This window comes from Symmachiella dynata, assembly GCF_007747995.1.
GTDB classification, from domain to species: Bacteria; Planctomycetota; Planctomycetia; order Planctomycetales; family Planctomycetaceae; genus Symmachiella; species Symmachiella dynata.
This window is the reverse complement of the sequence record NZ_CP036276.1, coordinates 501,345-525,651: the sequence shown is the minus strand read 5'-3', so window position 1 is coordinate 525,651 and position 24,307 is coordinate 501,345. Positions and strand designations below refer to the sequence as shown.

Genomic DNA, 24,307 nt, shown 5'->3' with positions numbered 1-24,307 from the left:
CGATGACGCCCCCAGTCTTAAAAAAAACATCCGCTGTAATTATTTTTCAGTGTAATCTTGTGATGGGCAAATTCGGTTACGGTTGCGGTTGGCGGGGAATCTCGCCGATTTCTGCGAATTGCAAAATTCCGTTCACCCACACCAATCCAAAGATCGTGCCTACGTCTGTTTCGCATCCCACGGTCTGCATGCCGCAAGGCTGCGTGGGACAACTTTGAAACGGCATAAAGCCGACGTAGCGCCAACCATACAATTGTTTGCGGCCGCACGGATCACAGGCGATCACTGCTTCGTAGAATCCGAAGGGGACGTTTGTGGCGTAGATCCCATGGGGTCCAACAGGTGCACCCCCATCACTGGTTGCTTCCCCTCTCGGGGCCAATAATCCGCCACCAGCCTCCACAACTTCCGCAACGCTACTGATGATTTCATCGACTTGTTGATCCGTTTTGATACCCACGCTGGTCAGCTTCCAGCCATCCTCCAATTCCATGCTTAACTCGCCGATGCCTAGGCCGGGTTTCAATTCGACCGAGTATTCCTCAGCGAAATCGGGCATGTAGACAAGATCGATGGAGATCTTTGACGGAGCTTGGGGAGCCCCCGGCGCAGAAAGTTTTTGAAATGTATTCGCGTCAGTCACATCGGCATCTGTGTCGGACAGCTGATAGCCGGCTTGTGCGATCTCCCCCGCATTACCGGTTTGGCTGGTTTTGATCTCCAGTGGTTTTCCTTGCTGAATAGAAAACGTACTGGGCCCGCCACCACCGCTCGTTCCGGGCGTTATAAACAGATAGGGTTTTGGCCGGTAATACCGAAATCCTTTGTCGTCGTATCCGGGATCTTTTTTAACAACCACACGCGTACAGCCGACGAACATCAGGGCGGCACAGAGTGCGCATGCTGCCTTCCATTGGAATTTCATGAGAGCGTCCTTGCCCAAAAAACATGGAGAATTGTAAAGTCACCATGCCTGCTGTGAGATCGCATCGGCAGGACGAAATCGAATCTTCGCCAACCTGAGCATTCTCAGATTCCCTCCCGTAACCGGAAAAGTCGCAAGCAAAACGCCAGGACGCCCGGCAATCGTCTTGTCTGAGTGGGGAATTACCCGGGAGGAAATGCTAATTCTTGTGATCCAATGGGCAGAAGTACCCGTTATTCAAGGATAGACCTCTATTTGAGAGAGACGTGCTGTCGCACAATTTAATCAATAAATTGGGGATTGAATCGCATGACCACCGACCATTGTTGTCCCCGTTGCCAGGGTGAGCTGAGTGATGAAAAAGCGTTGGCCGGGCATTTGAAATGTGTTTCGTGCGGAAAGCATGTACCGCTGGACGTCGCCGCGCCGGATTTGACACAGTATTTGCTCTACACCTTATCGCTGCCTGAGCGGACGGTGCGCAGTACGGTGGCATTGGCGTCCGGAGCGGCGCGTGAAGCGGCGGAATTGTTGGTGCCGCGGGGCTTTCATAATTCCAAGACCTATGAGGTGGTTGTCCGAAATTCGCTGCGGTTCCTCACCGAGGATATTGGCAAGACGAAACCGGCTGAAGTTGCTGAAGCGGAAGCGGGGATGGAGAGCTATATGGCCCGCAAGGCGGTGGGCAACTTTGTCGATCTGGCGGGTCTATCGATGATGCATCTCTCGCCGATGTGGATGCTGGCAATTGTCAGCGACGTGGCGTACGGAACGCAGGTGTATGCCAAGGAATTGGCGACCGAATTGAAGACACAAGGATTGATCGACGAGACTTCGACGATTGAGCAGGTGGACGACATTTTGGATGCTGTGCGGAATGCATCCGGGCAGGCAGCCGGTTTGATCGATGCGCCTCCATTGTCGGTGGACGAACTCAAAAAGTCGTTGGACGAAACGCGGGCGGCGATTTCGGCAGCCAACTATACGTCGATCATTCCGGAATCGGAAATCACCAGCTATTGGAATGAAATGCGCGAGATTGCCGGACGGGACAATGTGAGTCTGTTGAATGTCTCAACGGCGGTCACCATGCACAGTCTCGGCAAAGCACAATCGGTGGCGACGGGAACGATGACCGGCATCAGCGTGGCCGGCATTTTGTTTAATGAAGTGGTCATCGGTCACTATGCGGATTCACTGAAGACGATGAACGAACAAGGTTTCTACGCGACCGTTAGCCAGTCGTACGCCCCGTACATCGATGCTGTCTGGACGAACTTCTCCAGCGACGAAGCCACGATCACCGAGGGCGTACTGGATGGCAGCCTGATCAAACGCGCCTACGGGACCCTCTCCGGCTGGCTGCGCCGTGGGACACCCCCAGCAGCCCCTTCGCTCCAAGCAGACCCATCGCTCCCGGCGGGGGCTGATCGGCTTGAGGCGTGAGGGGACAGGCTTGAGAAAGATCTCGGAGGCCGCAATACGACATCGGATGTCAAGCGGTTTCGATTGATCATTCGACATTCCTATTGCGCTCGACGCCCAATTGACTCCCCTCACGCCTGTCCCCTCAAGCCTCAAGCCGCCTGCCCCGGACCGGCATTTTCATGTGTCGGCAAACGCGTTAGAATCTGGGTCGTACTGTGCAGCGGATGCCTGAATCGAATTGGAAGGATCCTGGATTGTGTATGCTGATTCTGATGCCGACCGACAACTTCGATTTTTGCCTGTGTTGTCTCTGGTCATGATGGCTGGCTGCGGAGGCCATCAAGTGATTGATCCCGGCACGGGGCCCGTCACGCAACAGACGCCGGGACCGGTGGTGTCTCAGCAAAGCGGCGACTTCACGCCGAATCCAGGGCCGATCAAACATGTGCCTGTTTCTCAAATCGTCGACATCCCCGACCGCAGTGAAACGCAGCAGTATTATCAAGTCCGGCAGGGGGATACACTCTCGGGCATCGCCCGCGCCCACCAAATTCCGTTGTCGCGACTGCTGGACAGCAATGGTTTAGACGCGACCTCGACACTGCAGCCGGGGCAGTCGATTTTTCTGCCGCCGGCGCGGTAAGAGATCCTCACACGTACCATAGCAAATTCCTTCACCCCAGATCAAAAGAGTCCTGAAACCGTGTCGCAAGAAATCCTCTGGGCGCCCTGGCGGTTGCAATACATCAAAGAGCCTAAGGACGAATCCGGGCCGGATTGTTTTTTGTGCCGGTATATTGCGGAGCAAAACGACGCTGAGAATCTGGTCGTGACGCGCGGTCCGCGGACAATCACCGTTTTGAATCGGTATCCGTACAACAACGGGCATTTGCTGATTGCGCCGCTCGCCCATAAGGGGGATTTTGGGCAATTGGATGATGAGGAGATGCTGGAGTGCATGCAGGTCTTGCAGCAAATGACCTCGGCCATGCAGCAAAGCCTCTCTCCCCAGGGATTCAATATCGGGCTGAACCTGGGACATGTCGCCGGCGCGGGGCTGCCGGGGCATTTGCATTGGCATATCGTACCGCGCTGGAGCGGCGATACGAATTTTATGACTGTGATCTCCGATACGACGGTTATTCCGCAATCATTGCATGCTTTGTACGATTTGTTAAAAGAGACCCTGGGCGATGAAGCAAAGTGACGCCGCGCCGTTGCGGGGAAGTTTTGCAAGTGCCCACATCTGTAGGGAAAATACGTGCGGTGCTGGTGGCAAGCCCACAAAACCACCCATTCGCACCCCAAAAAGCGGGCCGGTAGACAAGGGTATCACACTAGTTACTATGACTCCGGGACCGCGAGTGCTGATAGGAACAGCCAACAAGACGTGATCGAAGTGGCAAGGCTGCTTGATTCTTGGTTCAAAACAGACGACAATTTTGTGAAGTGGCTCACATTCGAACCGTCGCCGAACGGCATTTTTGTTGACTGGCCTTACCGTCCTGATCTGAAGCATGCGCCGCAGATAGATATTGCAGGACTTTTTTGAAATCTCTTAGCACATCCAAATCGCTGATTTGGGTTGCTGCAGTGGTCTGTTCACTGCATGGATTTTCCCACGGGCGCAGTTTTCAGCAGGTCTGAAATCCCTGCAACTTTCAATCCAAAATGCGATCTCCATCGCATTCGCTATTTAGGTGTAGCATGCTATTCATCATCATTCGTTCGATCTATTTGATTGTCTGCGCAGGCGCGGCAGGCATGTTCGTCAGTTCGGAAAACCGCCCAGAGATAGTCGCTGATTATCCCGTTGTTTCGTTTGTCGTGCTGATGTTGATCACACAGGCAGCCACATTGTTGGATTTCGGATTGAGGCGATTTAGCCTGCAAGTGATATCGGCGATTTACTTCGGGCTATTGGTGGGGTGGTTGTTGAGCAACCTCTTGAACCAAGCATTGGAACCGGCACTCGTTAATTCCAACTACGGGAATCTTGTCAAAATTTTGACAAGTATTACAGCCCCTTATTTGTGCGTGACGTGGTTATTGCATACGAGGGACGATTTTCGCTTCATCATTCCCTACGTTGAGTTTTCTAAAAAGGTCAAAGGGGGCCGTCCTTTTATCTTGGACACCAGTGCGATCATCGATGGGCGGATCGCCGATATGGTCGATACCAATGTGCTTGACTCAGAATTGATCGTGCCGACATTTGTGCTCAAGGAACTTCAAAATATCGCAGACAGCAAAGAAAAACTGCGGCGAAATCGCGGCCGTCGTGGGCTGGATATTTTGGCGCGTTTACAGGCCGACGAGAAAACCGACGTCCGCATGCACCATGTTGAAAATGGTGAGGAATCGAAGGGACTGTCGATCGATCAACGGTTGGTGGAAGTGGCGATGGAACTTGGCGGGCGGGTGGTGACCAACGACTTCAATTTGAACAAGGTCGCCAGCGTGCAAGGCGTGGATGTGGTGAATCTCAACGACGTCGCCAATTCGCTCAAGCCCCGCTATCTCCCGGGCGAACGGATGCAGATCAAGGTCATCAAAGAAGGAGAAAGCGTCGGTCAAGGCGTGGGATACCTCGACGATGGCACGATGGTCGTGTGCGAAGCGGCGGGCGACCTTGTCGGCACCGATGCAGACATTATCGTCACCAGCGTCCTGCAAAACAGCGCCGGCCGTATGATCTTCGGGAAACTGTGGGACCACGACGAGCATTGACCACAGCGTGCGGCCTAACGGCGCATTGAAAAATGCATGCCACCAGCACGTGCTCCGCGCAAGAGTAACGGCGAAGCGTCTTCGCCTCGCCGTTGCATTTTGCTCGTGATTACTTAGCAGACACGCCGTTACTTAGCAGCCGCGCCGATCAATTGCGGACGATGTCCGGGTCAGGGACAGAAACCGACATGGTCATGGCACGGACCACCGGCAAACGGCAGAGAAGCATCGCCATTGCCCAACCGCCCATCACCCCCACAGCATTGGCCAATGCATCATGCGCGCCAAAATGGCGGTGGGGAATGAAATGTTGCAGGACTTCGCAGAGAACTCCGTGTGCCACTGCTGCCGTCAGCCAGCCACAGCGAAACCGGAATGACTTGCCCACCGCAGCCAGGGTGATCAGCCCCCCCAACACGGCATAGGCGAGAGCGTGCTGCGCATAGTCCGCCAGCGTGCTATCCACAGTCTCCTCAGCCGCTACGCCAGCCGTCCCCATGAACCACAACGGATGCGGCGTGAGCAGCAGATAGCTGAGCAGCAGAAAATATGCGACGACCGCGCCCCACCACAGCCGTACGGGCAAGTGGGCCGCTCTCTTCGCGACAACGGGCGATTTGCGATGGTGATCGTGGAACGTCATCAGACCGTGCCGGCGGCAGTTTTTTGAGAATCGACGGCTTGGATGCAAATCGCTTCGAATTGTCGGGCGACTGTTTCGGCGGAATAGTTTTCCTCGACCAGTTGACGCGCCGCAGCAGCCATCTTGTGGCGTTTGTCCGCATCTTGCAACAAATCGACGACGGCGTTGGCGAAATCGGGGCCGGCGTTGGCGAGTTGCACATTGTCGCCGGAGGTAACTTCTAATCCTTCGGCCCCCAAGGGCGTGCTAACGACTGCTTTTTGCATGGCCATCGCTTCAAATATCTTCAATCGCGTCCCACCGCCGACTAACAGCGGGACGACGGCCAACGCGGCTTCGGCTAAGAAGGGGCGAATGTCGGGAACGGTGCCCATGATCTCAACGCCGGGTGCGCGGCCCAATTGCTCAACCATCGGCGTGGGATTGCGACCGACGACGCGGAATTCGGCTTCGGGACATCGTTGGCGAATCGACGGCCAAACTTGCTCCACGAAATGCCGGACACCATCCTGATTGGGAAGCCAATCCATTGACCCCACAAACACAATCCGGTGCGGCTGTTCGGCAGCCGGGTCGGGTTGAAAGAAATCGAGATCGACCGCCGTATCGATCACCTGCACATGGTCCCAGTTGTAATCGCGGATATAAGTCTCTTTGTCTTGGTGGCTGACGGCGACGACAGCGTCGAATTGCTGCCCCGCTTCTCCTTCAAACTGTCGCATCTTGCGCCATTGCAGCCCCATGTATTTTCTGCGCAGCCAACCCTCGTCTTGCTGCGCATGCCGTTCGAAGATCTGCGCTTCGACGTTGTGTTCAAACAGAACCTTAGCCGCCGCCGGGAGGCCGATGGCGTTACGGGCCATCTGCACAAAATCACAGACGACCAAATCGTACTGTTCAGCAGCCAGCAACTCCTCAGCCCGCCGGCGCAACTGGGGATCGTAATCCTTATCGACGTTGTACGGATTCGGGGAGAAGAGGTTGGCCGCAAGTTCTCCATAGAATTTGAGCGTACTCCGCGGCGTCTCGACCCAGGGAACCGTCTCGACCCGCAGGCCAATCTCGCGCATCTCCTGCACCCCCGGTTCCTCACCCGCTTGCACGTTGCACAAGTAGGTGACCTCGTGCCAGGCGGCTAGGTAACGTAGAACGTTGAGAGTCCGGATCTTGCCCCCCATATCGGCGGGGAACAGCGGTCGCTTTTGTAAGAAGAGAATTTTCATAGGTTGATGCATTATCTGAGGGCTATGAGAGTGATATCGCCGCGTTCATAGACAGCGTCGCCAAGTTGGCGGACTTGCTCCATGAATTCGATGCTCACATCATTGTTTCGGCGATTGATTAATATGAAGCGCCCGGAATACTTTTTGAGAATTGTTTCTCGTTCAGTTTGTGGCGTATCGCCCCTGAAAAATCGGTCAAGATCCTGGCGACGAATTTCGTGGGAATCGACGAACGCCTGAGGATGGGGCACAGCAACGACCCTCCCAGCGAACGTCGGGGCAATCCAACTGCTCTTTAGGTCACTGAGGACGACATCGTATTGACCAACATAGTCGCCTAGAAATTCATACTCCGCGTTGGGATCGTGTTCCGGAATCCAATGGTGGAACCGAGACGAGACGTTCCACAGGTCGGCGCACATCAATAGGCTCGCACCGACGACAATATACATTGCCATGAGATTCCGCAATTTCACCGCACCGGAAAGAGCGCGCTGTTCGATATATGCGACCCGGTCAGCGAGGGTGATGTGCAATACAAGCACCAGGCTGGGCATCATACGACCGAATTGCCAAAGACCGAACATCGGGCCCACGGCATAGGCGGCAACAAGCACCACAAAAATCAGTGGCAACGGATCGCGTCGATTTGAACAGAAGCGTAGCGCAAGGAACGGCAATCCCAACAGCGCTGGAAATATTCGGGAAAGCACGTCTTGATAGAACAACAGAGCTGTTGCATGAAATTCCTTGATGTTGGTTGCATCGCTAGATGTGACAATCCCCCAAAAAGGGAAATAGGGCCACAGCGAAACCACGATGCCCGACCAGACACCCAAACCGGCCAATAGCATTAGAGACTGACGGACCGATTGCATTCCTTCTGCAAGACTGAGGCCACACAACACGAGGAACGCGGCCGCCGCTGTGGGTGGGTGACAGATCAGGATGACCGGAAAAGCGATGAGCAAAACGGCCAACAACCAGTAGCGACCGGTTTGCCGATAACGATAAAACGCGGCATAACACACAAACGCAAGCCCGGTGGCAAACGTCGATGGGTAGGGCAGCACATTGTCCAATATCCGGAGATGTAAAAATCCACTCCAGTCCCAAGGAAATGCGCCCCATAGAATCAGTGTGAACAACAGCGTCCAAAACGAGGTGCCCTTGCTAAGTGGCAGAGTGTGTATGAAGCATCGTAACCCAAACAAAACCAGGGCCAGATTGCAAATTCCCGCAATCGCAAGTGTCCGAATGGGTGAAAGACCGAGACCTCGCGATGCCAAGGCGACGATCATGGAATACGGCGAGTAAAATGCGTGCGGTGCATCGAGGGCAAATTGCGGATGTTGAGGCGACCATGGATTTTCCGCCAATTCGCGCACGACAGCGCTATGCTCCCAAAAATCCCCGCCCCAATCGCGTTCCAAGGTGGCGGACAGCATCAACCCGATGAGCAAGAGTGACAAGACCCCATAGCGCCAGTGAATAACTGACCCATATAGTTGTGCCCTCCCCCCAGCGCTCTGCACCTCATGACTGATGGACTCACTGCCCGCGAGAGATGAATTCTTGCTCATATCGGCAGGCTCCCCACGATCGGGACTGCCGGGGAATCAGATTCGGTAGCGAGCAAAATCATAACCATGTCGAGGCGAAATAGAACTTACGCAATTCGAGAACCGTTAAAGTGAAAGATCACTTCTGACAGCAGCCCGTAACGGTGTGGCGACCGGATGCCATACCGCAACCAGTAACGATGATACAACCTGCCCGAACATCATGGTTGTGGAAGAGGTCTATGCACCTGAGTAACGGCTACCGCAGACGCATCACCAAGCGGGCGATCATCGCCCCGTAGGTTAATCACACCCGTCGCCAAAGCCCGAATCAGAAATTACTCCGCCATTCGCAATACGGTTTTAAAGATCAATTGAAGATCAAATAGGATCGACGAGCGGCGGATGTATTCTTTGGCGAGGGCGATTTTGTCGGGAAGGATGACTTGGGTGTATGTGGTTTCCGGGTTGTCGGATTCCCCGAGCAGTTCGGACTCGTGCCGGTATTTGAGCGAAGCGATATCGGTAATTCCGGGACGGACTTTCAACAGTTCCGCATAGTCGTCTCGAAACATTTCCACATAACGGGGGACCTCTGGGCGCGGTCCGACGAAGCTCATTTCGCCTTTAAAGACGTTGATTAGCTGCGGCAGCTCGTCGATTTTTGTTTTGCGTAAAAAGTGACCAACCGAAGTAATGCGCGGGTCGCGGCCGGCGGTGATCTGTCCCCCCAATTTGTGAGCGTCGACAACCATCGTGCGGAACTTGAGGATGTCGAAGGGTTGGAAATTGAGCCCCATGCGTTGTTGCCGGTACAAGGCGGGTCCGGGCGAGGTCAATTTGACTAACACCGCTGAAACCAAAAGCACCGGCCACAACAACAACAGTCCGCAAAACGAAACCAATAAATCAAACATGCGTTTCATCATGCACGCGTCTCCGCCACGATCGCCTGTACTGTATCGGCGACGTATTTTAGCTCGTCGTCGCTGAGTCGCGGATAAATCGGCAGCGAAAGCATTCGTTCGAAAGCAGACTTGGCCACCGGCAGATCATCGACTTGGTAACCGTGCGTCTCATGATAATAGGGATGCATGTGTAGCGGCATGTAATGCACGCTCGTCCCCACACCGGCAGCGTTCAAGCGGTTGATAAATTCGCCGCGATCGATGGAGAGTTTGTCCAGGTGCAATTGGATCACATACAAATGCCAAGAGGTCTGATTTTGAGGATCGACCGTGAGCGTTTGAACTTCGGGAACGTCGGCGAATGCGCGGTTGTAAAACTCGGCGCAGCGGGTGCGGCCTTCCCAAAATTCGTCGCACCGCCGGAGTTGATGCAAACCGATCGACGCAGCCACATCGGTCATGTTGTGTTTGAATCCGGCAGCGGTGATTTCGTAATACCACGAGCCTTCGGCGCTAAAGCGTTTCCAGGCGTCCTTGCTGATGCCGTGCAGGGACATGATTCGCATCCGGGCAGCCAGGTCGTCCGAATCGGTTGTGACCATCCCTCCTTCGCCGGTGGTGATGGTTTTGTTCGCGTAGAATGAAAAGCAGGTGATGTCGCTGATCGTTCCGACGGCCCGCTCGCCATACCGCGCCGGGATTGCGTGAGCCGCATCTTCCACGACGGGCAATTTGTGCTCTTGGGCGACCGCGTGAATCGCGTCCATATCGCACGGTTGGCCGGCGTAATGCACCGGAATGATCGCTTTGGTTTTCGACGTAATTTTTGCGGCGATCGATGCGGGATCGATGTTGAGCGTATCGGGTCGGCAATCGGCCAAGACCGGTGTTGCCCCCAGATGCACAACCACTTCAGCCGTCGAGGCGAACGTCAGTGTTGGGACGATGACTTCGTCGCCGGGACCAATGCCGAGTGCTTCGAGCGCCAAGTGCAGCGCAGCTGTGCAGGAGTTCACGGCGATGGCATGTTTTGCCCCCACGCGGTCGGCGAATTCTTGCTCGAACTGCTTTGCTTTTTTCCCGGTGGTCAACCATCCCGAACGGAGCGTGTCGACGACCTCGTTGATTTCGTCTTCACCGATGGTCGGCAAGAAGAAGGGGATTTTATGCTGGGCCAGTGTCGTCGTTTTAGTCAATTTGCCAATCCTCTGGGATTAGGTAAGCCTGACAATCAAAGAAAAATCGGCAGTGCCGACCGGTAAATATACCTGACAATCCGCCCTTCGGCGCAGCGTGGGCCGACCAGGCGCTGTTTTTTTTGACGGTCGTATGAATCGCGACGGCGATCGTGCTGCTCAGAGAAGCATTTCTCGACGGTCTGAGGCGCTGCAGGTCGCGTGGACACAGATTTTCTTCGGCGGACGGTCGACGGCACAACGATGGGCCTCTCCACTCGATTGTGAGGAGGCCCATTGGATTGGTTTGGAATGCTGTTCGTGCCTAAACAGGGACTTGCGACGTGTCGCTTGTCTCGTTGAGCAGCTTCGACCAGTCGTCGTCGGCGCGGACCAATTCGATCACGCCGGAGCCGCTGAGGAATTTGACGTTGCTGTATTTGTCGTCGCGGTAGTCTTGGACTTCGCCGCTGGCGACAGCTTCGAGAACCTGGCTGATCCCGGATTCGATCGTCCATGCCGGAGTAAAGCCCAGCAGGTTGCGGATCTTTTGGAAGCTGACTCGGTAATTGCGGTTGTCTGTGTTCGATTCCTCGCAAATCAATTCGGCGGTAAAGACTTGGTCTTTGACCATTTGGCCGATTTCGCCAATCGTATGATTTTGCTCATCCGAGCCGACATTGAAGGTTTGATTTCCGACGACCGACAGCGGGGCTTCCAAGGCTGTGAATACGCCCAATGCAGCGTCGTCAACATGTACGAACGGCCGCCATTGGTCACCACCGTGGACAGTAATTTGCCCGTCGACTTTGGCCTTGGCAGACAGGACGTTGATCACCAAGTCAAACCGTGTGCGTCCCGAGAGACCGTAGATCGTGGCGAACCGGAGCAAGGTGGGTGCGAAATTCGCGTCCGCCATGTTCTTGAGGCCATTTTCTGCGGCAAGTTTCGTGTGTCCGTACAACGAAATCGGTTCGACTTCTGAGCGTTCGTCGAGAAGTTCGTCACAGGCTCCGTAGACCGAACAGGTGCTGGCGAAGATGAAGCGGCGAATTCCTGAGGCTTTGGCAACTTGCGCGATCATTTGCGTGGCCGACAGGTTGACGGCGACGGTCACACGTTCATCGAGATTGCAAGCCGGATCACCCACGATGGCTCCCAGATGCACGACGGCATCCATTCCACGCATGGCTTCCACCACTTTTTCGACGTGACGGAAGTCTCCCTTAACCAGCTCTAGATTTTTGTGATTAGCAATTTTGGCGATTGGCTCTTGGCCGAACAGAAACATGTCCAGCACGCGAACGCGGTAGCCTTTCTCCAACAGTTTCGGCAACAAGGCTGAGCCGATGTAACCGGCTCCACCAATGACGAGGACACTGCGGACTTTGGAATCGACATCTCGCAGCTTGGCGTCGCGTTCGGGGCGGACAACTTTTTCCCAAACCGAGGTCCATGTTCGCGAGGCCAGCGTAAGGCCGGTGTTCATCAGCCAGGCCATGACGAATGCGATCCGCGGGATTTCGACCATGTCGAGACGGTCGGCCAGAAAATAGACCGCGACGCCATAAATCAAATAGCTGTGGGCGACGGCTTGCGCCACGACCAGAGCTTTGTAGCGCCCCTGGTAGACGCGGCTGTAAGTGTAAAATCCGCTGAGTGAATAGACCACCAGCGAGACCAACGTCAGTGGAATCGCGTTTTGCCAATAGGCGGTGACCAGCGACCAGAACTCATTTTCGTAGTCGACCTGAGTTTGATGTCGCATGGCGACAAACAGGAAGAATCGCAGCGCCAAGGCAGCGATAAAAGCAACATTGATCAGAGCCGCGTCAGCGACTAAACGGACGGTCTGCGCTTTAGTGATTTTCATTTTTTTCATGTTAAACACGGGGCCGACTCCTGGTGGATCTCCACGGTTGTCTATCGATGGTGCGCGGTCTTTTATCGTCCCGGTGGCGATTCTTAACCAACGGCACCATGTCTAGGACTGCCCAAAAAAACTTGTTTTCCGTTACATGGCCCGATTTTGCGGCTTAGCTGCCTGAGCGGCGATAAGCCTCTAATTTCTTAGGTTGCCATACCTATGTAAATGTCATTGTGGCAATTCTGTGAATTTCTCGATAATTTTCCAATTAAGTCGTTTCAAAAGATCTCCATCGTGTCCCGCTGACACTGAATCTGCACGTTTTCAGAACATTCTGCAACTAGATTCTGAAACAGGTCCTACCGACTTAAGCAGGCACCGAGTCGTCCACATTTCTTAGGTCATTTTTTCTAATTTTTCCGCTAGGCGTCTTGGGGAGGCTGTCCACAAATCGCACGTCGCGGATCATTTTGTAACGCGGCAGATGTTTTCGACAATGTTCAAAAATCACCTCCGCGGTTGTTTCCACTTCATTGGCCGAATGCACGACAAAGGCCACGATGGATTCGCCTTGGATTTCGTCCGGCAGACCCACAACGGCGACTTCAGCAACGCCCGGCAATTTTAATATGACTTCTTCCAATTCCTTGGGATTAATTCGATAGGCGCCGCTTTTGATAATGTCCGATTTGCGGCCCACGATGAACAGATATCCGTCCTCATCCACCCTGGCGAGATCGCCTGTCCGCAAACCTTCTTCGCGAATGACGCGTTCGGTTCCCGTGCGGTCGTTCCAGTACCCCTGCATGAGGTTTTCGCCGCGCGCTACAATCTCTCCCACTTCGCCCGGTTGAACTGGAGTATTCGTATCGTCGAGCACTGACAATTCGACTCCGGGAATTCCCCGGCCAATTGATCCCAGTTTTGTGTCGACTTCATTGGGCATCAAAGTCGAAAGCCGCGCGGTTGCTTCGGTTTGTCCGTACATCAAGAACAATTCGACGTTCGGCACGACGTCACGCAGCCGATCGACGACCGCCGGCGCAAGTCCTCCGCCGGCACATGTGAGATATCTTAGCTCAGGAAACTCCCGCGTGCGAAAATCGGATTTGTGCAGCAACATCGCATAGGTCGAAGGGACTCCGGAAAATCCGGTTGTCCGTTCGCGTTGCATCATATCTAGCACGCGGTTCCAAAAGACCGTGTCGGATGCCAACACCAATCGGCCTCCGACGGCCAAATGTGTGAAGAGCAACGAGTTTCCGTACGAATAGAAAAAGGGCAAACTGACCAACACACTATCGTCGGCCGAGAGCCTCAGGTACTCGACGATCGAAGCGCAATTGGCGGCGACGTTGCCGTGGCTGAGCGTGACCCCCTTGGGCTTGCCGGTCGTGCCGGATGTGTAAATGATTTGTGCAATGTCTTCCAACTGTGGCAGCGCTGGCGATTGCGAGACGGGGTGTTGTGCGACATCGGCCCAGGCGGCGATTTTCCAGGACTGTGGAAAAACCGGAGCCGATTTTTCATCCACGCGAACCACGACGCGGACGCTCGGCAATTTTTCGGCAACCTGCGACAAGGGTGCTTCCGCGGCTGCTCCGGTGACAACGCCAAACGGTGCACAATCGCCCAGCGTGTTGGTGAGTTCGTGCGGAGTCGTATCCGGATTGAGAGCAACAACAACGCCTCCGGCAGCTTGGATTCCCAAGTAGGCGGCAACGAAGGCGGCACTATTGGGGATCAGCACCGCGACGCGATCGCCATGTTGTAGCCCTTGTGCTTGTAACCAAGCGGCGACCGCAGCGGAACTGCGGGCCAAGTCCGAATAGGTCGTATCGCAATTACGGTGATGGACCGCTACGCGATTCGGCGCTGCTGTTACGCGCTCTTGAAATTGTGCGAAGAGTGTTTTCATACCGCCACCCCCATCACCGCGCCGCGCGCGTCGCTGACCTGTTGCATGGGAGCACAAGGGAATACGCCGCAGCGGGTTGGCTGCGGAAACCGCTGATTCAAGGCGGCCGTCAATTCCTCAGGCCGTTGAAAAACGGGATAGCCCTCCCAATAGAGAGCGCGCGCATTTTGCGTGGTGACCGTCGGAGCATACAGCCATAGCTCGCGGTTTTTCAAAAAACGCTTAGGCTGCGGAGGACGATAGCTCAGGCCGCCCGGCTCGAACAGTCCATGCTGTCCCACCCCTTCTGACGCAGCGGTCGTCACAACAATCACGCCGTCATCGCCAACGGTCGGCGACTTCGCGGTCTTTAAGGCAATGAAAACGTTTTCGGCTTGTATGAGGTCATTGTCTTTCGGATAAGCATTGAGAATCAGGCAATCGTAGTCGCGTCGCAATTCCGTAGAGAAAACCCCCGGGGCGGCATGGCAGGCGGCGCGATGCGCAGCCACGATGTCGCCGGCGAATACATGACTCGGATCGCGCTGTTGATTGCTCACGACGCAGACAATAAATTCCATCCCGAGAGTCCGAGCCAGTTGTTCAGCTTCGCTGCGGAATTTGTTGCGATCAGGATCTGCTCCGCCTCGCAGACCGAGTTGCACAAATTTGTGACTGCGGGCGGTCGCCTGGACGTCGGTCAATCCCGGCAAAACGAGTTTTGCGCCGCCGCTGAATCCAGCAAAGGAGTGCGGCAGGATCGAGCTAATGCCCAACTTCAATTCCGCTTCGTAGAATGTACGGTTGACGCGCAGTTCACGGTCGCCGTAGGCAATGCCGGTTGGAGCCAAGTCGCCGCGGCAATCGTGGCATTCGACGCGATAGGTTGCCGCGATTTCCGGACCGACTTTTTTGGCGATGTCCTCAGCGGGAACGTTTCCATGCGAACCGGTGGCCATCACAATGGAGACGGCCGAATCGGCAATGCTGGCCTGCCGCAATTGATTCAACAACGGCGGCAGGATCATGGCTGTACGGGTGGGTCGGGACATGTCATCGATCACGATACACGCCGACGTTTTTCCAGCGGCCAACTCCGCCAGCGGTGGGCTATCAATCGGTGCGGTGATCGCTGCTTGAATGTCCTGCGGCGTGCATGCCTGTCCTCCGGCAGGTGCCAAGACGTCGACTTCCCAATGACCGGGCAACTGCAGACGATGTAATTCGTCGCGGTACCAAGCCCCCCAAGGAAGTTCGACGCTAATCTCAGACATTGTCATCCCGTACGGTTAATTAACTGCGAATCACTGAACCAGTGCTGCTACCCCTGTTTGCCGGTGACATAAGTCACGATCGCTTCGACCGAATCGAAGTTTTCGGGAACCATGTCATCTTCGTCGATGGTGATCGAATAGGTTTTTTCCAAGTGGGCAATCAAGTCGACCATTGCCATCGAGTCAATGACTCCTGCCTCAAGCAGTGACTCTTGATCATCGAATTGGCCTGCCTCGGACGAGGCGCGATTGTTCGTCAAGTACGTTCGAATTTCGTTTTTCATCTATTGCTAATCAACACGGAGAAGAAATAAGAAAGACCGGCTCAGCAACCGCTGCAAAATCTTGCCCCAACCCATCAATGAGAAATCTACGTGCTGACTCACGCGGATTGTACAAAACCCCTATGGTCATTTTCTCTTAGGGAAAGTACGTGATCGGCCAGAATTAGGCGTATCAACACGTCGAATATGGCAAACACGGAAAAAGAATAGCACAAAACCCGTCCACCTGCACATCAGTCCACCCGGTGGATTGTCGTTTCGGGTCGAAAATATTTTGTTTCTACGTTCACCGCATAATCACTCCATCCTGACACATGGACCGCAATCTGGCCAATTTACGGAGGCCGTTCCGATGCCGGAAGTCGATGCGCAAGATTGATTTGACGGATACACCGGTTAAACGTCGCGATCCCCGACCGTCAACCACCAAGCATTGACGTCCAACAGAGTCGCCCGGAGCTCGCTGGATTCCGGTGCATATCCGTACATTTGTGACAATCCGCTTCTTTGACGAAATCCGAACTCCACCAGCGAAGAGATCAAGGGGTTTGAACACAACATGGTAAACGACAGGCTGTTCAGCCCCTGTTTGCGTCCCTGTCGGATAGCAGTAGCGAGCAAGTCGCGCGCCACTTCGGGGCGATCCATCGGAAACAGATCCTTGATGACTCCCATATCCTGCTGGGTGGTCATCACCAGATAACCGCAAAGTTGTCCGTTTTCCTCAGCGATAATGACTTGTGCTGTTTCCAGCGGGTTTTCGGCGTATCGCCAACGCAAATATCTTGAATCGCGGACCCCGATCACGCCCCGCGCAGGGGCGGCATTGGCGAAGAGTTTGTCAAAACGTTCATCAATATTTGTGATGTCCATCAGCGATGTGTTGCATTTTGCACGATGGCGGGTCTCCGCTCCGGCAATTCGCAACAGTGGATCGAGCATGGCTCCCCCGACTGTTGCCAGTGCGTTGTTGCCCACCTTGCGCTGAATGTACGGTGCGGTTCTGAGCACTTTGGCGTAGCGGACCATCTCGCCGATCGGAGAATGTCCGACTTTTGCATGGATGACGGCCATTTTTTCGTTGGGATGGGCATACAGAAAATCGACGCGCTGGTCATCAACCCCGTTCTTGGCTGCACGGCGCAGCTTGAGAGCCAGTCCCAAAGTGCGAAATCGAGGTAAAATCGAAAAATCGGCCCCGTTCCAAGCATGTCGCAACTGGCCATCGACAAGCATCCGCCGCGGAAGGGCGACGGTAAAGCCTGCCATTTCGCCCGTTTCTGTTTTGCGAATGGCCCAGAGCACGGCGGGTCCGTCGGGATTGTCGCAATACAACCATTGAAACCGCGACCGATCGACCGCATGTTGCCGGGTGGCGTCCAATACGGCGATGGCATCATCGCGGGCGACGTCTAACGATTCCTCTACGATCTCAAATGGCATCGGGCGTTTCTGGTGGGGTGCGTGGTGGTCGACTGTAGGGATAGATCGATCAGGATCCCTGGGATGTTGACGATTTGTTTCCGAGTTTCTTTTGATTGCGAAACAAATCGACATTACCGGCTGTGTGTACGTTCAAATACCCTGCATTGGTTAACCGAGTCCGCAACTCGTCATCGTCCCCCATGACTAACACAAAGTCGTACACCTTTGAGATAGATTGGATGGATTCCTCAGGAGCTTTTTCGTCATAGTCGGGAAGCATTTTCGACACTGGGTATTCGCGATACCAAATCGGCACGAGCGTATTAAAGTAGGCGGCCCCCTCGTTATTGACGCCTCCTTTGGCGATGTTGTAATACTCGTGGGCGCGCGTCAGTGGTCGCACTTGCCCTCGAGCGGGGTTATCGAGATGAATCGGCAGCAGCGTAGAATTCGCGTCGAAATGTTCGATCCCGGAGGTGTAATTGGCGATTTTTTTCTCGGCTTCAACGACCTCCCAGGACATCAAGAGATCAATCCCAATACCTGCCGCACAGACCGTTGCAAGAAAACAGGCCTGAAAGCCGCGCTGCCGTTTTCCCCATTGAGGAATGGGACCGGCACATGCCAGCGCGAGGATGAAGATGAACGGCAGTAACCGTGAGTTGGCGTAGTGCCAGTTGATGACTTTGTACGGTACGAAGAAGTAACTCACGCAGAGTACAAGAAACAACGCGACCATCGGATGGGTGATCGTGCTGCGTATTTTTTGCCCCCAGGAACCAGGGGATTGCGAGACCCGCCGCCACAGCAAATAGGTGGGCCAAACGAGCATCGCCGCCCCCAAGATGTAGGCGGGAACGGACATGGAGTAGAAAAACTTGCGGAAGACATATTCGACCGCGGTGTGTGGACGCAAGAACTCCAATTCATCCGGGTCGGCCCACGAATTTTCTTGCGAGTTGAGATAGATAAAATCCAATAACAATAGCCACCCGGCCCAACTGGCCGTGACGGCGGAAATCGTGCCTTTGATGAAACTTTTCGTTTCGATCCAGCGGTACCAACCGATGGAGCACGCCAATAGCAAGAATCCAAACAGGTGCGCCACAAACAAAAACGATGTCATCACAGCCATGATGAGCGAATGTTTGAGTTTGAAATCGTCTTTGTGTTTGAGCCAATACCCCAGGTTGAAAAAATAGAGTGGAATGCTGAGGCAAAAGTTGTGGTAGCCGCGATAGAACGTGTAGTGATGGATCAATACAAAGGCAAAAAATCCCAAGAAGCGTTTATCGGGCGCAGCAATGGAAAGGAAATAAAAGATACTCAGCGGCAATGCGATGGCGTAAACCGTCAGCGCAAGCTTCATGGCAATCAACGGCGGCGCGACATAGGAAAACGCAAACATCAAATACGTATGCAGCGCGTGCGGGATCGGGTGCCAGTGCCGGATGTAATAGTCGGCATAGTTGAATTCCGGGTTCTCGTAGTTCCGCATGACGTGCGATGCCAGCAGATACCACGGCCCGTTCTGCGATGGAAAATGGTCGGTCGCCCAAATCGGGAGGACCGATGCCAATATCATCACCAGCAGTAGCGCACGATAGGATTTGGGAATTACAGAGTTGTCGTTCGTCGTCAGTGGTTTCATTGTGGTTTTTTCGCCATCACGGTGATCTGAGCCTGTCGTCCAGTCAGTTTTGCCATTCCATAAATCGAAGCCAGCGCTAAGCGTTCCAGCACGCTCAGTTTAATTTTTTCCAGCGGATATTCCATTTTGTCGATCACGACATCGTGAAATCCGACGCGTTCCACAAGAGCCCGGCACGTCTCATCGGTGAAAAACCCGTAGTTGCGATCAATAAAAACCCGCTCCAACGGATAGGTGCACCAACCGGCCGTCGCCTTGTAAAACAAACTCGCGATATCCGCCACAAGGCAGTCGAAGTTATCCGTCGTCAACAAGATCATGCCGCCCGGTTTGATGAGCCGGTATGCCGTTTCTAAATTTTCCTTGGGATAGGCGACATGCTCGACCGAGTCCCAAAAAGTGACCAAGTCGAACGATTCGTCTTCCCCGGGGAATTTTTGCAGGTCTCCATTAAAGACCTGCAGACCATGGGTTTCCCGAATGTGGTTGGCAGCGTATTCGCTGATTTCTACTGCTTCGGCATCCCAGCCGCGCGTCGAGGCCATCTTGACAAATGTCCCCAGTCCGGGTCCGACGTCCAACACACGGCCAACGCCAATTTGCGCCTCCACTTGCTTTAGTCGGTTTTCAAATACTTTGAGGCTGGGATCTTTGGAGTAGTCTTTTGCATGATTCGCAAATGCGGCACGGTGCGCTTCCATGTAATAGTCACGGTCAAAGGTCTGCCCGGTTTCACCGCCGCCTTGAAAATCTCCGTTGAAGTCGAAGTGACACGAGGTGCAACGGGCAACTCGATAACCGGTCAATTGGTAGATCGCTTTCGTCTCGGAGGCTCCACACAGCGGACAGGGAGGCAATCCGGACGAAGGCGACATCTCGACAACAGTGGGTGGTTGCGAACTCAAGGTAGGCTTCCTGAACACTTCGCAGCAGGGACTGCACAATCCTCAGTCGCAATATCCGCAAATCGCTGCAATTGAATGCCGTTTTGTTCAACGAATGACTTTATGCCCGGGTCGACGAGTGCCTCGAACTCCAACAGCCGATCCGGGGATTGGAGGAATTTCAAATCGTCAGCCGTGCAAGTGGCAGCTCCAGTATCGCGCACGCCGCCGGGATGTGTGACGATCTCGATCGTGCCCGCCGGTAGGTTGGACAGCAAACGCAATAGGGACTGCGACGTGACGGCACCGCTGTCGAGCACACCGTGAAAATGCTCCGTCCCTTCCGGCCGAGGCTGATGTGCTTGGGCGGCTCGCGTAAACCGCGAGAGGATGATTTGTTTGGGGACGTTCAATAGGCGTCGCTGGGCCTGACCTGGGCGAGTCCAAAGTCCCCACGGTCCGAGTCGTTCACGAGGATACCGCAATACTTGGCAATCATGTTTCAGTGCCAAGCGCGCGACAATTTCGAAGACACCGGGGATCACATGAAAATAACGGTGCCCATCGACATGATCGATGTGGACGCCGGCGTCACGCACACGCTGAAACTGCGCATCCAATTCTGCTTCGACCTGCTGCAGAAACTCCGGAGCCGCTGACCGCGCCGCCCGGGCGAGCGACACAAATCCGTGACGAAAATGCCCGTCGTCGCCCACCAGATCTTTGAGATGATCCTGAGCAAGCACGCTCACGCCGCTGGTGAGACAAAGATGCAAACCGATCCCCAACTCGGGATTGGGATCGACAACCGTCTCCACCGCATGGTCGAAGGCCGCTCCGTTGGCCATCAAACTGGCGCTGGTCAATACGCCTTCACGATGCGCCCGACTGATGGACACATTCGTTCCCTCGCAAATCCCGAGGTCGTCGGCGTTAATGATGACTCGTCTCATAGGTATCACAAACCTAATGCAGCAGTGCCGCAACCCAACAGGGCTGCTGTTTTCTTAGCCACAGATTGAACACGGATGAAACACAGATTTCCGAGCGTGACTCTCAATCATCCCAAACCGACGGCTTGCCGTCGCAGTGTGCGTTCCGTGCGGGCCTCGCGTCGCCGCATAAAAATTCGCGCACGGTGCGCCAGTTTGGACTGTTGGTAGTACAGAAGAAATTCCGAACCGCTACGACTGTGTGTGAGCCGCACCGGCAGCGATTTCTGCCGGCCGATTCGTGGGGGGCTCCACCACATGATCGTGATTGCTATCCGTGCTTGCTTGAGGGTGATCAAATCCCACGGTTTCGCTGGCAATGTACAACGGTCGGCCTTTGACCTCTTCATAAATCCTGCCGACGTATTCGCCAATCACTCCGAGCGTCATCAATTGCACGCCCCCCAGAAACAGGACAGCGACAACCATCGACGCCCAACCGGAGACGGACTGGTCGGTGAACAACTTAAGATAGATCGCCCACAACGCATACGGGAGTCCCGAAATCGCGGCGACAAAACCAATGGCCGCTGAAAATCGCAACGGCAACGTCGAAAACGAAGCGATCCCGTCAACGGCAAAGGCGAACATTTTTGTGAATGAATATTTCGTCACGCCGGAATGCCGTTTGGCGGCCGTATAGGGCATGGCGTATTGTTTAAAACCAATCCAACTCACCAACCCACGGATGAATCGATTCCGCTCGCGCAGACTGTTGAGGCAATTCAACGCTTTGCGATCCATCAAACGGAAGTCAGCGGCATTGGGGACGATGTGCGTATCGACCAAACGATTGATCAACCCATAGAAACCGGCGGCTGTGAAACGTTTCATGAAACCCGCGCCTTCGGTCTCTTCACGCACCGTATAGACGATGTCGTAGCCTTCCTTCCAACGGGCGATCATGTCGGGAATCAGCGCCGGTGGGTGTTGCAAGTCGCCGTCCATCATGACGACGGCCGCCCCCCGCGCGGCTTCCAACCCTGCAGTCAGCGCCACTTGATGGCCGAAGTTCCGTGACAGGCGCACCAATTTGACTCGCGCGTCCGTGTCATGCAGCTTTTTGACAGTTGCCACGGATTCGTCACTACTGCCGTCGTCGACGAAGATCAACTCGAACGTGCACCACAGTTCGTCGAATTCTTTGACGATCGCCTCGTACAACGGGCGGACGTTGCCTTCCTCGTTGTACATAGGAACCACGATGGAAATGAGTTCCGCTTCCTCCACGATATCACCCTCTCTACAGGTATCGCTGTTTCGATCCCAAACGAACCGAACCAGCAATATTGATTACGTCGTCGCCATACTGGGCGATTGTGTATACTGCTCGGCAAACCCACTCAACGTGGCGGGCACCATGCCGCGTTGCGTTAAACAATATTCGAACACTTCCGCCAAATCGGCGAAAAACTCCTCGAGACGCTCTGCCGTTTTCACATACGGCGATTGCCCTGCCACCAGCGAAGTGCTGTGAAACAACATCACCATCACCGGTGCCCCGCCAGCCAGATAGGCGTCGATGAGTTGTTTCATGTCCTGTGCCCGCGCCTGTTCGGGGCTAAATTTGATGCGACGCACGATGCCCAACCGATCGAGGATCCCGACGCTCCGCATCCGCCGCAACCAGGGCAGCATGGCAAAATTCCGAATCGACTGCGCTCGTTGGAAATCGGGACGATTGAATCCGACGGAGACGGGAACCTCGAGCAAGGAACCGGTTTCACATCGTTCGCACAAGCCACGATCGCCGACGAAATAGGGCGTGTGCGGCGCGTATTCGAAATTCGGCCCCCCTTCGGATGACCAGTTGCTGAAGGGAATCACGCTGGAATCGACGGTGTAGCCGAGTTCACGTAAAATTCGCGCACCCACAATATCGAGTCCGTACCGTCCCGCACGGAACGAGGTGGGACGGCGGCCGAACTGTTTTTCGATTTCATCGGTCAGCCAGACGATTTTCTCGCGTTGTAATTTTTCGGGCAGATTACACAGAAACGAAGTCTGCTTGTCCCAATAGGAATCCTGTGGCGGATTGCACCAGGGATGCACGTGCGTACCGATCTCTCCGCGTCCGTCGTCCTGGATCTTTCGCAACAGATCCACACAGTCGGCATCGGTCACGACAGGTGCATCGATCACGTAGGTTGGAGGAATCTGATACCGGTCGCACAGTTCTTGAAATCGACCGACACCAGCGCACACATTTTCCACGGTGTTCCCGGTAGTGCGGTACTGACCGCCCCACAGGCCCTCTTCTTCCGTATCGATGGTGATTAACAGGTTTGCAGTCATGTTGATCGTCGAGGTTTTAGAATTACGTGCGCGGAAAATCGCACGGGCTTAGGCTACTTTGCGAATGATTTGCGGACCGATGATGCGTGTGAGCCAGACCGGTAGTTTTTGCCAGATTTCGGCCGCCTTGCCGTACGATTCCTTGGGGGGTGACATATCGGGAACCAGCCCCGGTTTGGCCGGCAACAGATACCAGTACAGGTTGACCGGTTGAGCCCCCCATTGCTTTTTGAATTTGTAGGTCCCTGAATCGGGAGTACTGCGTCCGAAGCGAAACGATATCGCTCCAGCGGCGCAGGCTTGTTCCAACATGTGCCAATACATCACATGGTTAACGCACAGCTTGTTGTATGTTCTCAGGCTCGAAGCCCAGGGAATTTCCCACGCGGCGCCGTTGGACATGGTGAACCCACCGCCGATGGCTGTCCCTTCCAAGCGAGCGATATGCACGGTTGCTTCTTCGGGAAAGGCATCGAGTACTGCTTGGAAAAATCGGCGGCTGTGCGCCGGGCTGCCCAAATCGCGCATATTCACGGAATAGACGTTGAAAAAATCATCCAACAATTTGCAGTCACCGCTTTCGACCGTCACCCCCGCTTTTTGCCCTTTGCGGATTTGATTGCGAACCTTCGGTGAGAACCCGTCCCAAAGTTCCTCTCCCGTGGCTGGGAGTTCCAGTTGCATCAGCACTTTGTCGGTCCGCACATACTCCGAAATTTCCACCGGTTCGCGCTGCCGCAATTGCACTTCGTCGACGCCTCGCTGCGCAGCACGCTTGACCGCTTCAGCCATCAATGCGTCACGGCTTTCGGCATCGTCAGCCAGGAGTCCACACGTATCAAACCACGGTAACGAAACCATGTGCTTGCCAAACAGCAGGCTACGTTGATGGACCAAAGGCAAGACGCCGACAATGGTGCCGCCCCGAAAGGCGGCGAGTCGCTCCACCGTTAAGCGGTACGTTTGAAACGGCTTATCCCAATCGGCGCGAAAAAACAGCGCGTCGGAAACGTGACGGGCCACATAATCGTCCCAAGCGGATGTTTCGCTGGGGCCAATCGCCTTGACGTCGACTGCCATGATGTGGTCTGAGACCATTTGCACTGCCACTGCCCTCAATGTTGCCTAAATCAGAATCGTTTTC

General features: G+C 54.6%; 22 protein-coding genes. 5 read left to right on the top strand and 17 right to left on the bottom strand.

All coding sequences use genetic code 11. From position 1 onward, the window contains the following. Positions 1-76: 76 nt before the first annotated feature. Positions 77-925 (bottom strand): hypothetical protein, encoded by an 849-nt coding sequence (locus tag Mal52_RS01970; RefSeq protein ID WP_145373969.1) that lies wholly within the window; start codon positions 923-925, stop codon positions 77-79. Between the two features lie 309 nt (positions 926-1,234). Here Mal52_RS01970 and Mal52_RS01965 point away from each other — a divergent pair, with 309 nt between their 5' ends. The 5 genes from Mal52_RS01965 to Mal52_RS01950 all read left to right on the top strand — a co-directional run bounded on the left by Mal52_RS01965 (position 1,235) and on the right by Mal52_RS01950 (position 5,083). Next, entirely contained in the window at positions 1,235-2,371 is a 1,137-nt protein-coding gene (locus Mal52_RS01965; protein ID WP_145373968.1) for a hypothetical protein, read from the top strand. Between the two features lie 238 nt (positions 2,372-2,609). Next, positions 2,610-2,996, top strand: a complete 387-nt coding sequence (locus tag Mal52_RS01960) for a LysM peptidoglycan-binding domain-containing protein (RefSeq protein WP_145373967.1) — start codon at positions 2,610-2,612, stop codon at positions 2,994-2,996. A gap of 60 nt (positions 2,997-3,056) precedes the next feature. Continuing rightward, positions 3,057-3,560, top strand: a complete 504-nt coding sequence (locus Mal52_RS01955; protein WP_145373966.1) for an HIT family protein — start codon at positions 3,057-3,059, stop codon at positions 3,558-3,560. Between the two features lie 183 nt (positions 3,561-3,743). Next, the gene (locus Mal52_RS29530; protein WP_197533649.1) at positions 3,744-3,905 is read left to right on the top strand and encodes a hypothetical protein; all 162 of its coding nucleotides are present in this window, start codon (positions 3,744-3,746) and stop codon (positions 3,903-3,905) included. A 155-nt stretch (positions 3,906-4,060) separates the two neighbouring features. Next, a complete protein-coding gene (locus tag Mal52_RS01950; RefSeq protein WP_145373965.1) occupies positions 4,061-5,083 on the top strand; it encodes a PIN/TRAM domain-containing protein in 1,023 nt (340 codons plus the stop codon). A 148-nt stretch (positions 5,084-5,231) separates the two neighbouring features. Here the strand turns inward: Mal52_RS01950 and Mal52_RS01945 are convergent, their stop codons facing one another. From Mal52_RS01945 to Mal52_RS01870, 16 genes are all read right to left on the bottom strand, one after another. Next, complete coding sequence (locus Mal52_RS01945) at positions 5,232-5,726, bottom strand: VanZ family protein (protein WP_145373964.1); 495 nt, start codon at positions 5,724-5,726, stop codon at positions 5,232-5,234. Beyond that, positions 5,726-6,949, bottom strand: a complete 1,224-nt coding sequence (locus Mal52_RS01940) for a glycosyltransferase family 4 protein (protein ID WP_197534599.1) — start codon at positions 6,947-6,949, stop codon at positions 5,726-5,728. The genes Mal52_RS01945 and Mal52_RS01940 overlap by 1 nt, the downstream gene beginning before the upstream one ends. An 11-nt stretch (positions 6,950-6,960) precedes the next feature. Further along, on the bottom strand, positions 6,961-8,421 hold the full coding sequence (locus Mal52_RS01935) for a hypothetical protein (RefSeq protein ID WP_145373962.1): 1,461 nt from the start codon (positions 8,419-8,421) through the stop codon (positions 6,961-6,963). Between the two features lie 428 nt (positions 8,422-8,849). Then, on the bottom strand, positions 8,850-9,440 hold the full coding sequence (locus tag Mal52_RS01930; RefSeq protein WP_145373961.1) for a sugar transferase: 591 nt from the start codon (positions 9,438-9,440) through the stop codon (positions 8,850-8,852). Further along, positions 9,437-10,615, bottom strand: a complete 1,179-nt coding sequence (locus tag Mal52_RS01925) for a DegT/DnrJ/EryC1/StrS family aminotransferase (protein ID WP_197534598.1) — start codon at positions 10,613-10,615, stop codon at positions 9,437-9,439. The genes Mal52_RS01930 and Mal52_RS01925 overlap by 4 nt, the downstream gene beginning before the upstream one ends. A 304-nt stretch (positions 10,616-10,919) precedes the next feature. Continuing rightward, positions 10,920-12,476: an NAD-dependent epimerase/dehydratase family protein gene (locus tag Mal52_RS01920; RefSeq protein WP_231962675.1), complete on the bottom strand. Its 1,557-nt coding sequence runs from the start codon at positions 12,474-12,476 to the stop codon at positions 10,920-10,922. Positions 12,477-12,828: 352 nt separating this feature from the next. Continuing rightward, positions 12,829-14,379: a class I adenylate-forming enzyme family protein gene (locus tag Mal52_RS01915; RefSeq protein ID WP_145373959.1), complete on the bottom strand. Its 1,551-nt coding sequence runs from the start codon at positions 14,377-14,379 to the stop codon at positions 12,829-12,831. After that, complete coding sequence (locus Mal52_RS01910) at positions 14,376-15,632, bottom strand: lactate racemase domain-containing protein (protein ID WP_197534597.1); 1,257 nt, start codon at positions 15,630-15,632, stop codon at positions 14,376-14,378. Before Mal52_RS01910 ends, Mal52_RS01915 begins: the two co-directional genes overlap by 4 nt. A 47-nt stretch (positions 15,633-15,679) precedes the next feature. After that, on the bottom strand, positions 15,680-15,916 hold the full coding sequence (locus Mal52_RS01905; protein WP_145373956.1) for an acyl carrier protein: 237 nt from the start codon (positions 15,914-15,916) through the stop codon (positions 15,680-15,682). Between the two features lie 396 nt (positions 15,917-16,312). Beyond that, positions 16,313-17,359 (bottom strand): hypothetical protein, encoded by a 1,047-nt coding sequence (locus Mal52_RS01900; RefSeq protein WP_145373954.1) that lies wholly within the window; start codon positions 17,357-17,359, stop codon positions 16,313-16,315. A gap of 49 nt (positions 17,360-17,408) precedes the next feature. Continuing rightward, positions 17,409-18,992, bottom strand: a complete 1,584-nt coding sequence (locus Mal52_RS01895; RefSeq protein WP_145373953.1) for a hypothetical protein — start codon at positions 18,990-18,992, stop codon at positions 17,409-17,411. Continuing rightward, positions 18,989-19,897: a class I SAM-dependent methyltransferase gene (locus Mal52_RS01890; protein WP_145373950.1), complete on the bottom strand. Its 909-nt coding sequence runs from the start codon at positions 19,895-19,897 to the stop codon at positions 18,989-18,991. Before Mal52_RS01890 ends, Mal52_RS01895 begins: the two co-directional genes overlap by 4 nt. Next, the gene (locus tag Mal52_RS01885; RefSeq protein WP_145373948.1) at positions 19,894-20,829 is read right to left on the bottom strand and encodes a carbohydrate deacetylase; all 936 of its coding nucleotides are present in this window, start codon (positions 20,827-20,829) and stop codon (positions 19,894-19,896) included. The genes Mal52_RS01890 and Mal52_RS01885 overlap by 4 nt, the downstream gene beginning before the upstream one ends. 231 nt (positions 20,830-21,060) lie before the next feature. Then, positions 21,061-22,098 (bottom strand): glycosyltransferase family 2 protein, encoded by a 1,038-nt coding sequence (locus Mal52_RS01880; protein ID WP_145373946.1) that lies wholly within the window; start codon positions 22,096-22,098, stop codon positions 21,061-21,063. A gap of 63 nt (positions 22,099-22,161) precedes the next feature. Further along, positions 22,162-23,163 carry a polysaccharide deacetylase family protein gene (locus Mal52_RS01875; RefSeq protein ID WP_145373944.1) on the bottom strand — a complete coding sequence of 334 codons (1,002 nt, stop codon included), beginning with the start codon at positions 23,161-23,163 and terminating at the stop codon, positions 22,162-22,164. A gap of 48 nt (positions 23,164-23,211) precedes the next feature. Further along, positions 23,212-24,261: a FemAB family XrtA/PEP-CTERM system-associated protein gene (locus Mal52_RS01870; protein ID WP_145373942.1), complete on the bottom strand. Its 1,050-nt coding sequence runs from the start codon at positions 24,259-24,261 to the stop codon at positions 23,212-23,214. Between the last annotated feature and the right edge of the window lie 46 nt (positions 24,262-24,307).

What these genes read in the sequence shown, in the direction of transcription:
- Mal52_RS01970 (WP_145373969.1), bottom strand. Translation starts at nt 925, where the DNA reads ATGAAATTCCAATGGAAGGCAGCATGCGCACTCTGTGCCGCCCTGATG.
- Mal52_RS01965 (WP_145373968.1), top strand. Translation starts at nt 1,235, where the DNA reads ATGACCACCGACCATTGTTGTCCCCGTTGCCAGGGTGAGCTGAGTGAT.
- Mal52_RS01950 (WP_145373965.1), top strand. Translation starts at nt 4,061, where the DNA reads ATGCTATTCATCATCATTCGTTCGATCTATTTGATTGTCTGCGCAGGC.
- Mal52_RS01945 (WP_145373964.1), bottom strand. Translation starts at nt 5,726, where the DNA reads ATGACGTTCCACGATCACCATCGCAAATCGCCCGTTGTCGCGAAGAGA.
- Mal52_RS01940 (WP_197534599.1), bottom strand. Translation starts at nt 6,949, where the DNA reads ATGAAAATTCTCTTCTTACAAAAGCGACCGCTGTTCCCCGCCGATATG.
- Mal52_RS01930 (WP_145373961.1), bottom strand. Translation starts at nt 9,440, where the DNA reads ATGATGAAACGCATGTTTGATTTATTGGTTTCGTTTTGCGGACTGTTG.
- Mal52_RS01920 (WP_231962675.1), bottom strand. Translation starts at nt 12,476, where the DNA reads ATGAAAAAAATGAAAATCACTAAAGCGCAGACCGTCCGTTTAGTCGCT.
- Mal52_RS01915 (WP_145373959.1), bottom strand. Translation starts at nt 14,379, where the DNA reads ATGAAAACACTCTTCGCACAATTTCAAGAGCGCGTAACAGCAGCGCCG.
- Mal52_RS01910 (WP_197534597.1), bottom strand. Translation starts at nt 15,632, where the DNA reads ATGTCTGAGATTAGCGTCGAACTTCCTTGGGGGGCTTGGTACCGCGAC.
- Mal52_RS01905 (WP_145373956.1), bottom strand. Translation starts at nt 15,916, where the DNA reads ATGAAAAACGAAATTCGAACGTACTTGACGAACAATCGCGCCTCGTCC.
- Mal52_RS01900 (WP_145373954.1), bottom strand. Translation starts at nt 17,359, where the DNA reads ATGCCATTTGAGATCGTAGAGGAATCGTTAGACGTCGCCCGCGATGAT.
- Mal52_RS01895 (WP_145373953.1), bottom strand. Translation starts at nt 18,992, where the DNA reads ATGAAACCACTGACGACGAACGACAACTCTGTAATTCCCAAATCCTAT.
- Mal52_RS01885 (WP_145373948.1), bottom strand. Translation starts at nt 20,829, where the DNA reads ATGAGACGAGTCATCATTAACGCCGACGACCTCGGGATTTGCGAGGGA.
- Mal52_RS01875 (WP_145373944.1), bottom strand. Translation starts at nt 23,163, where the DNA reads ATGACTGCAAACCTGTTAATCACCATCGATACGGAAGAAGAGGGCCTG.
- Mal52_RS01870 (WP_145373942.1), bottom strand. Translation starts at nt 24,261, where the DNA reads ATGGTCTCAGACCACATCATGGCAGTCGACGTCAAGGCGATTGGCCCC.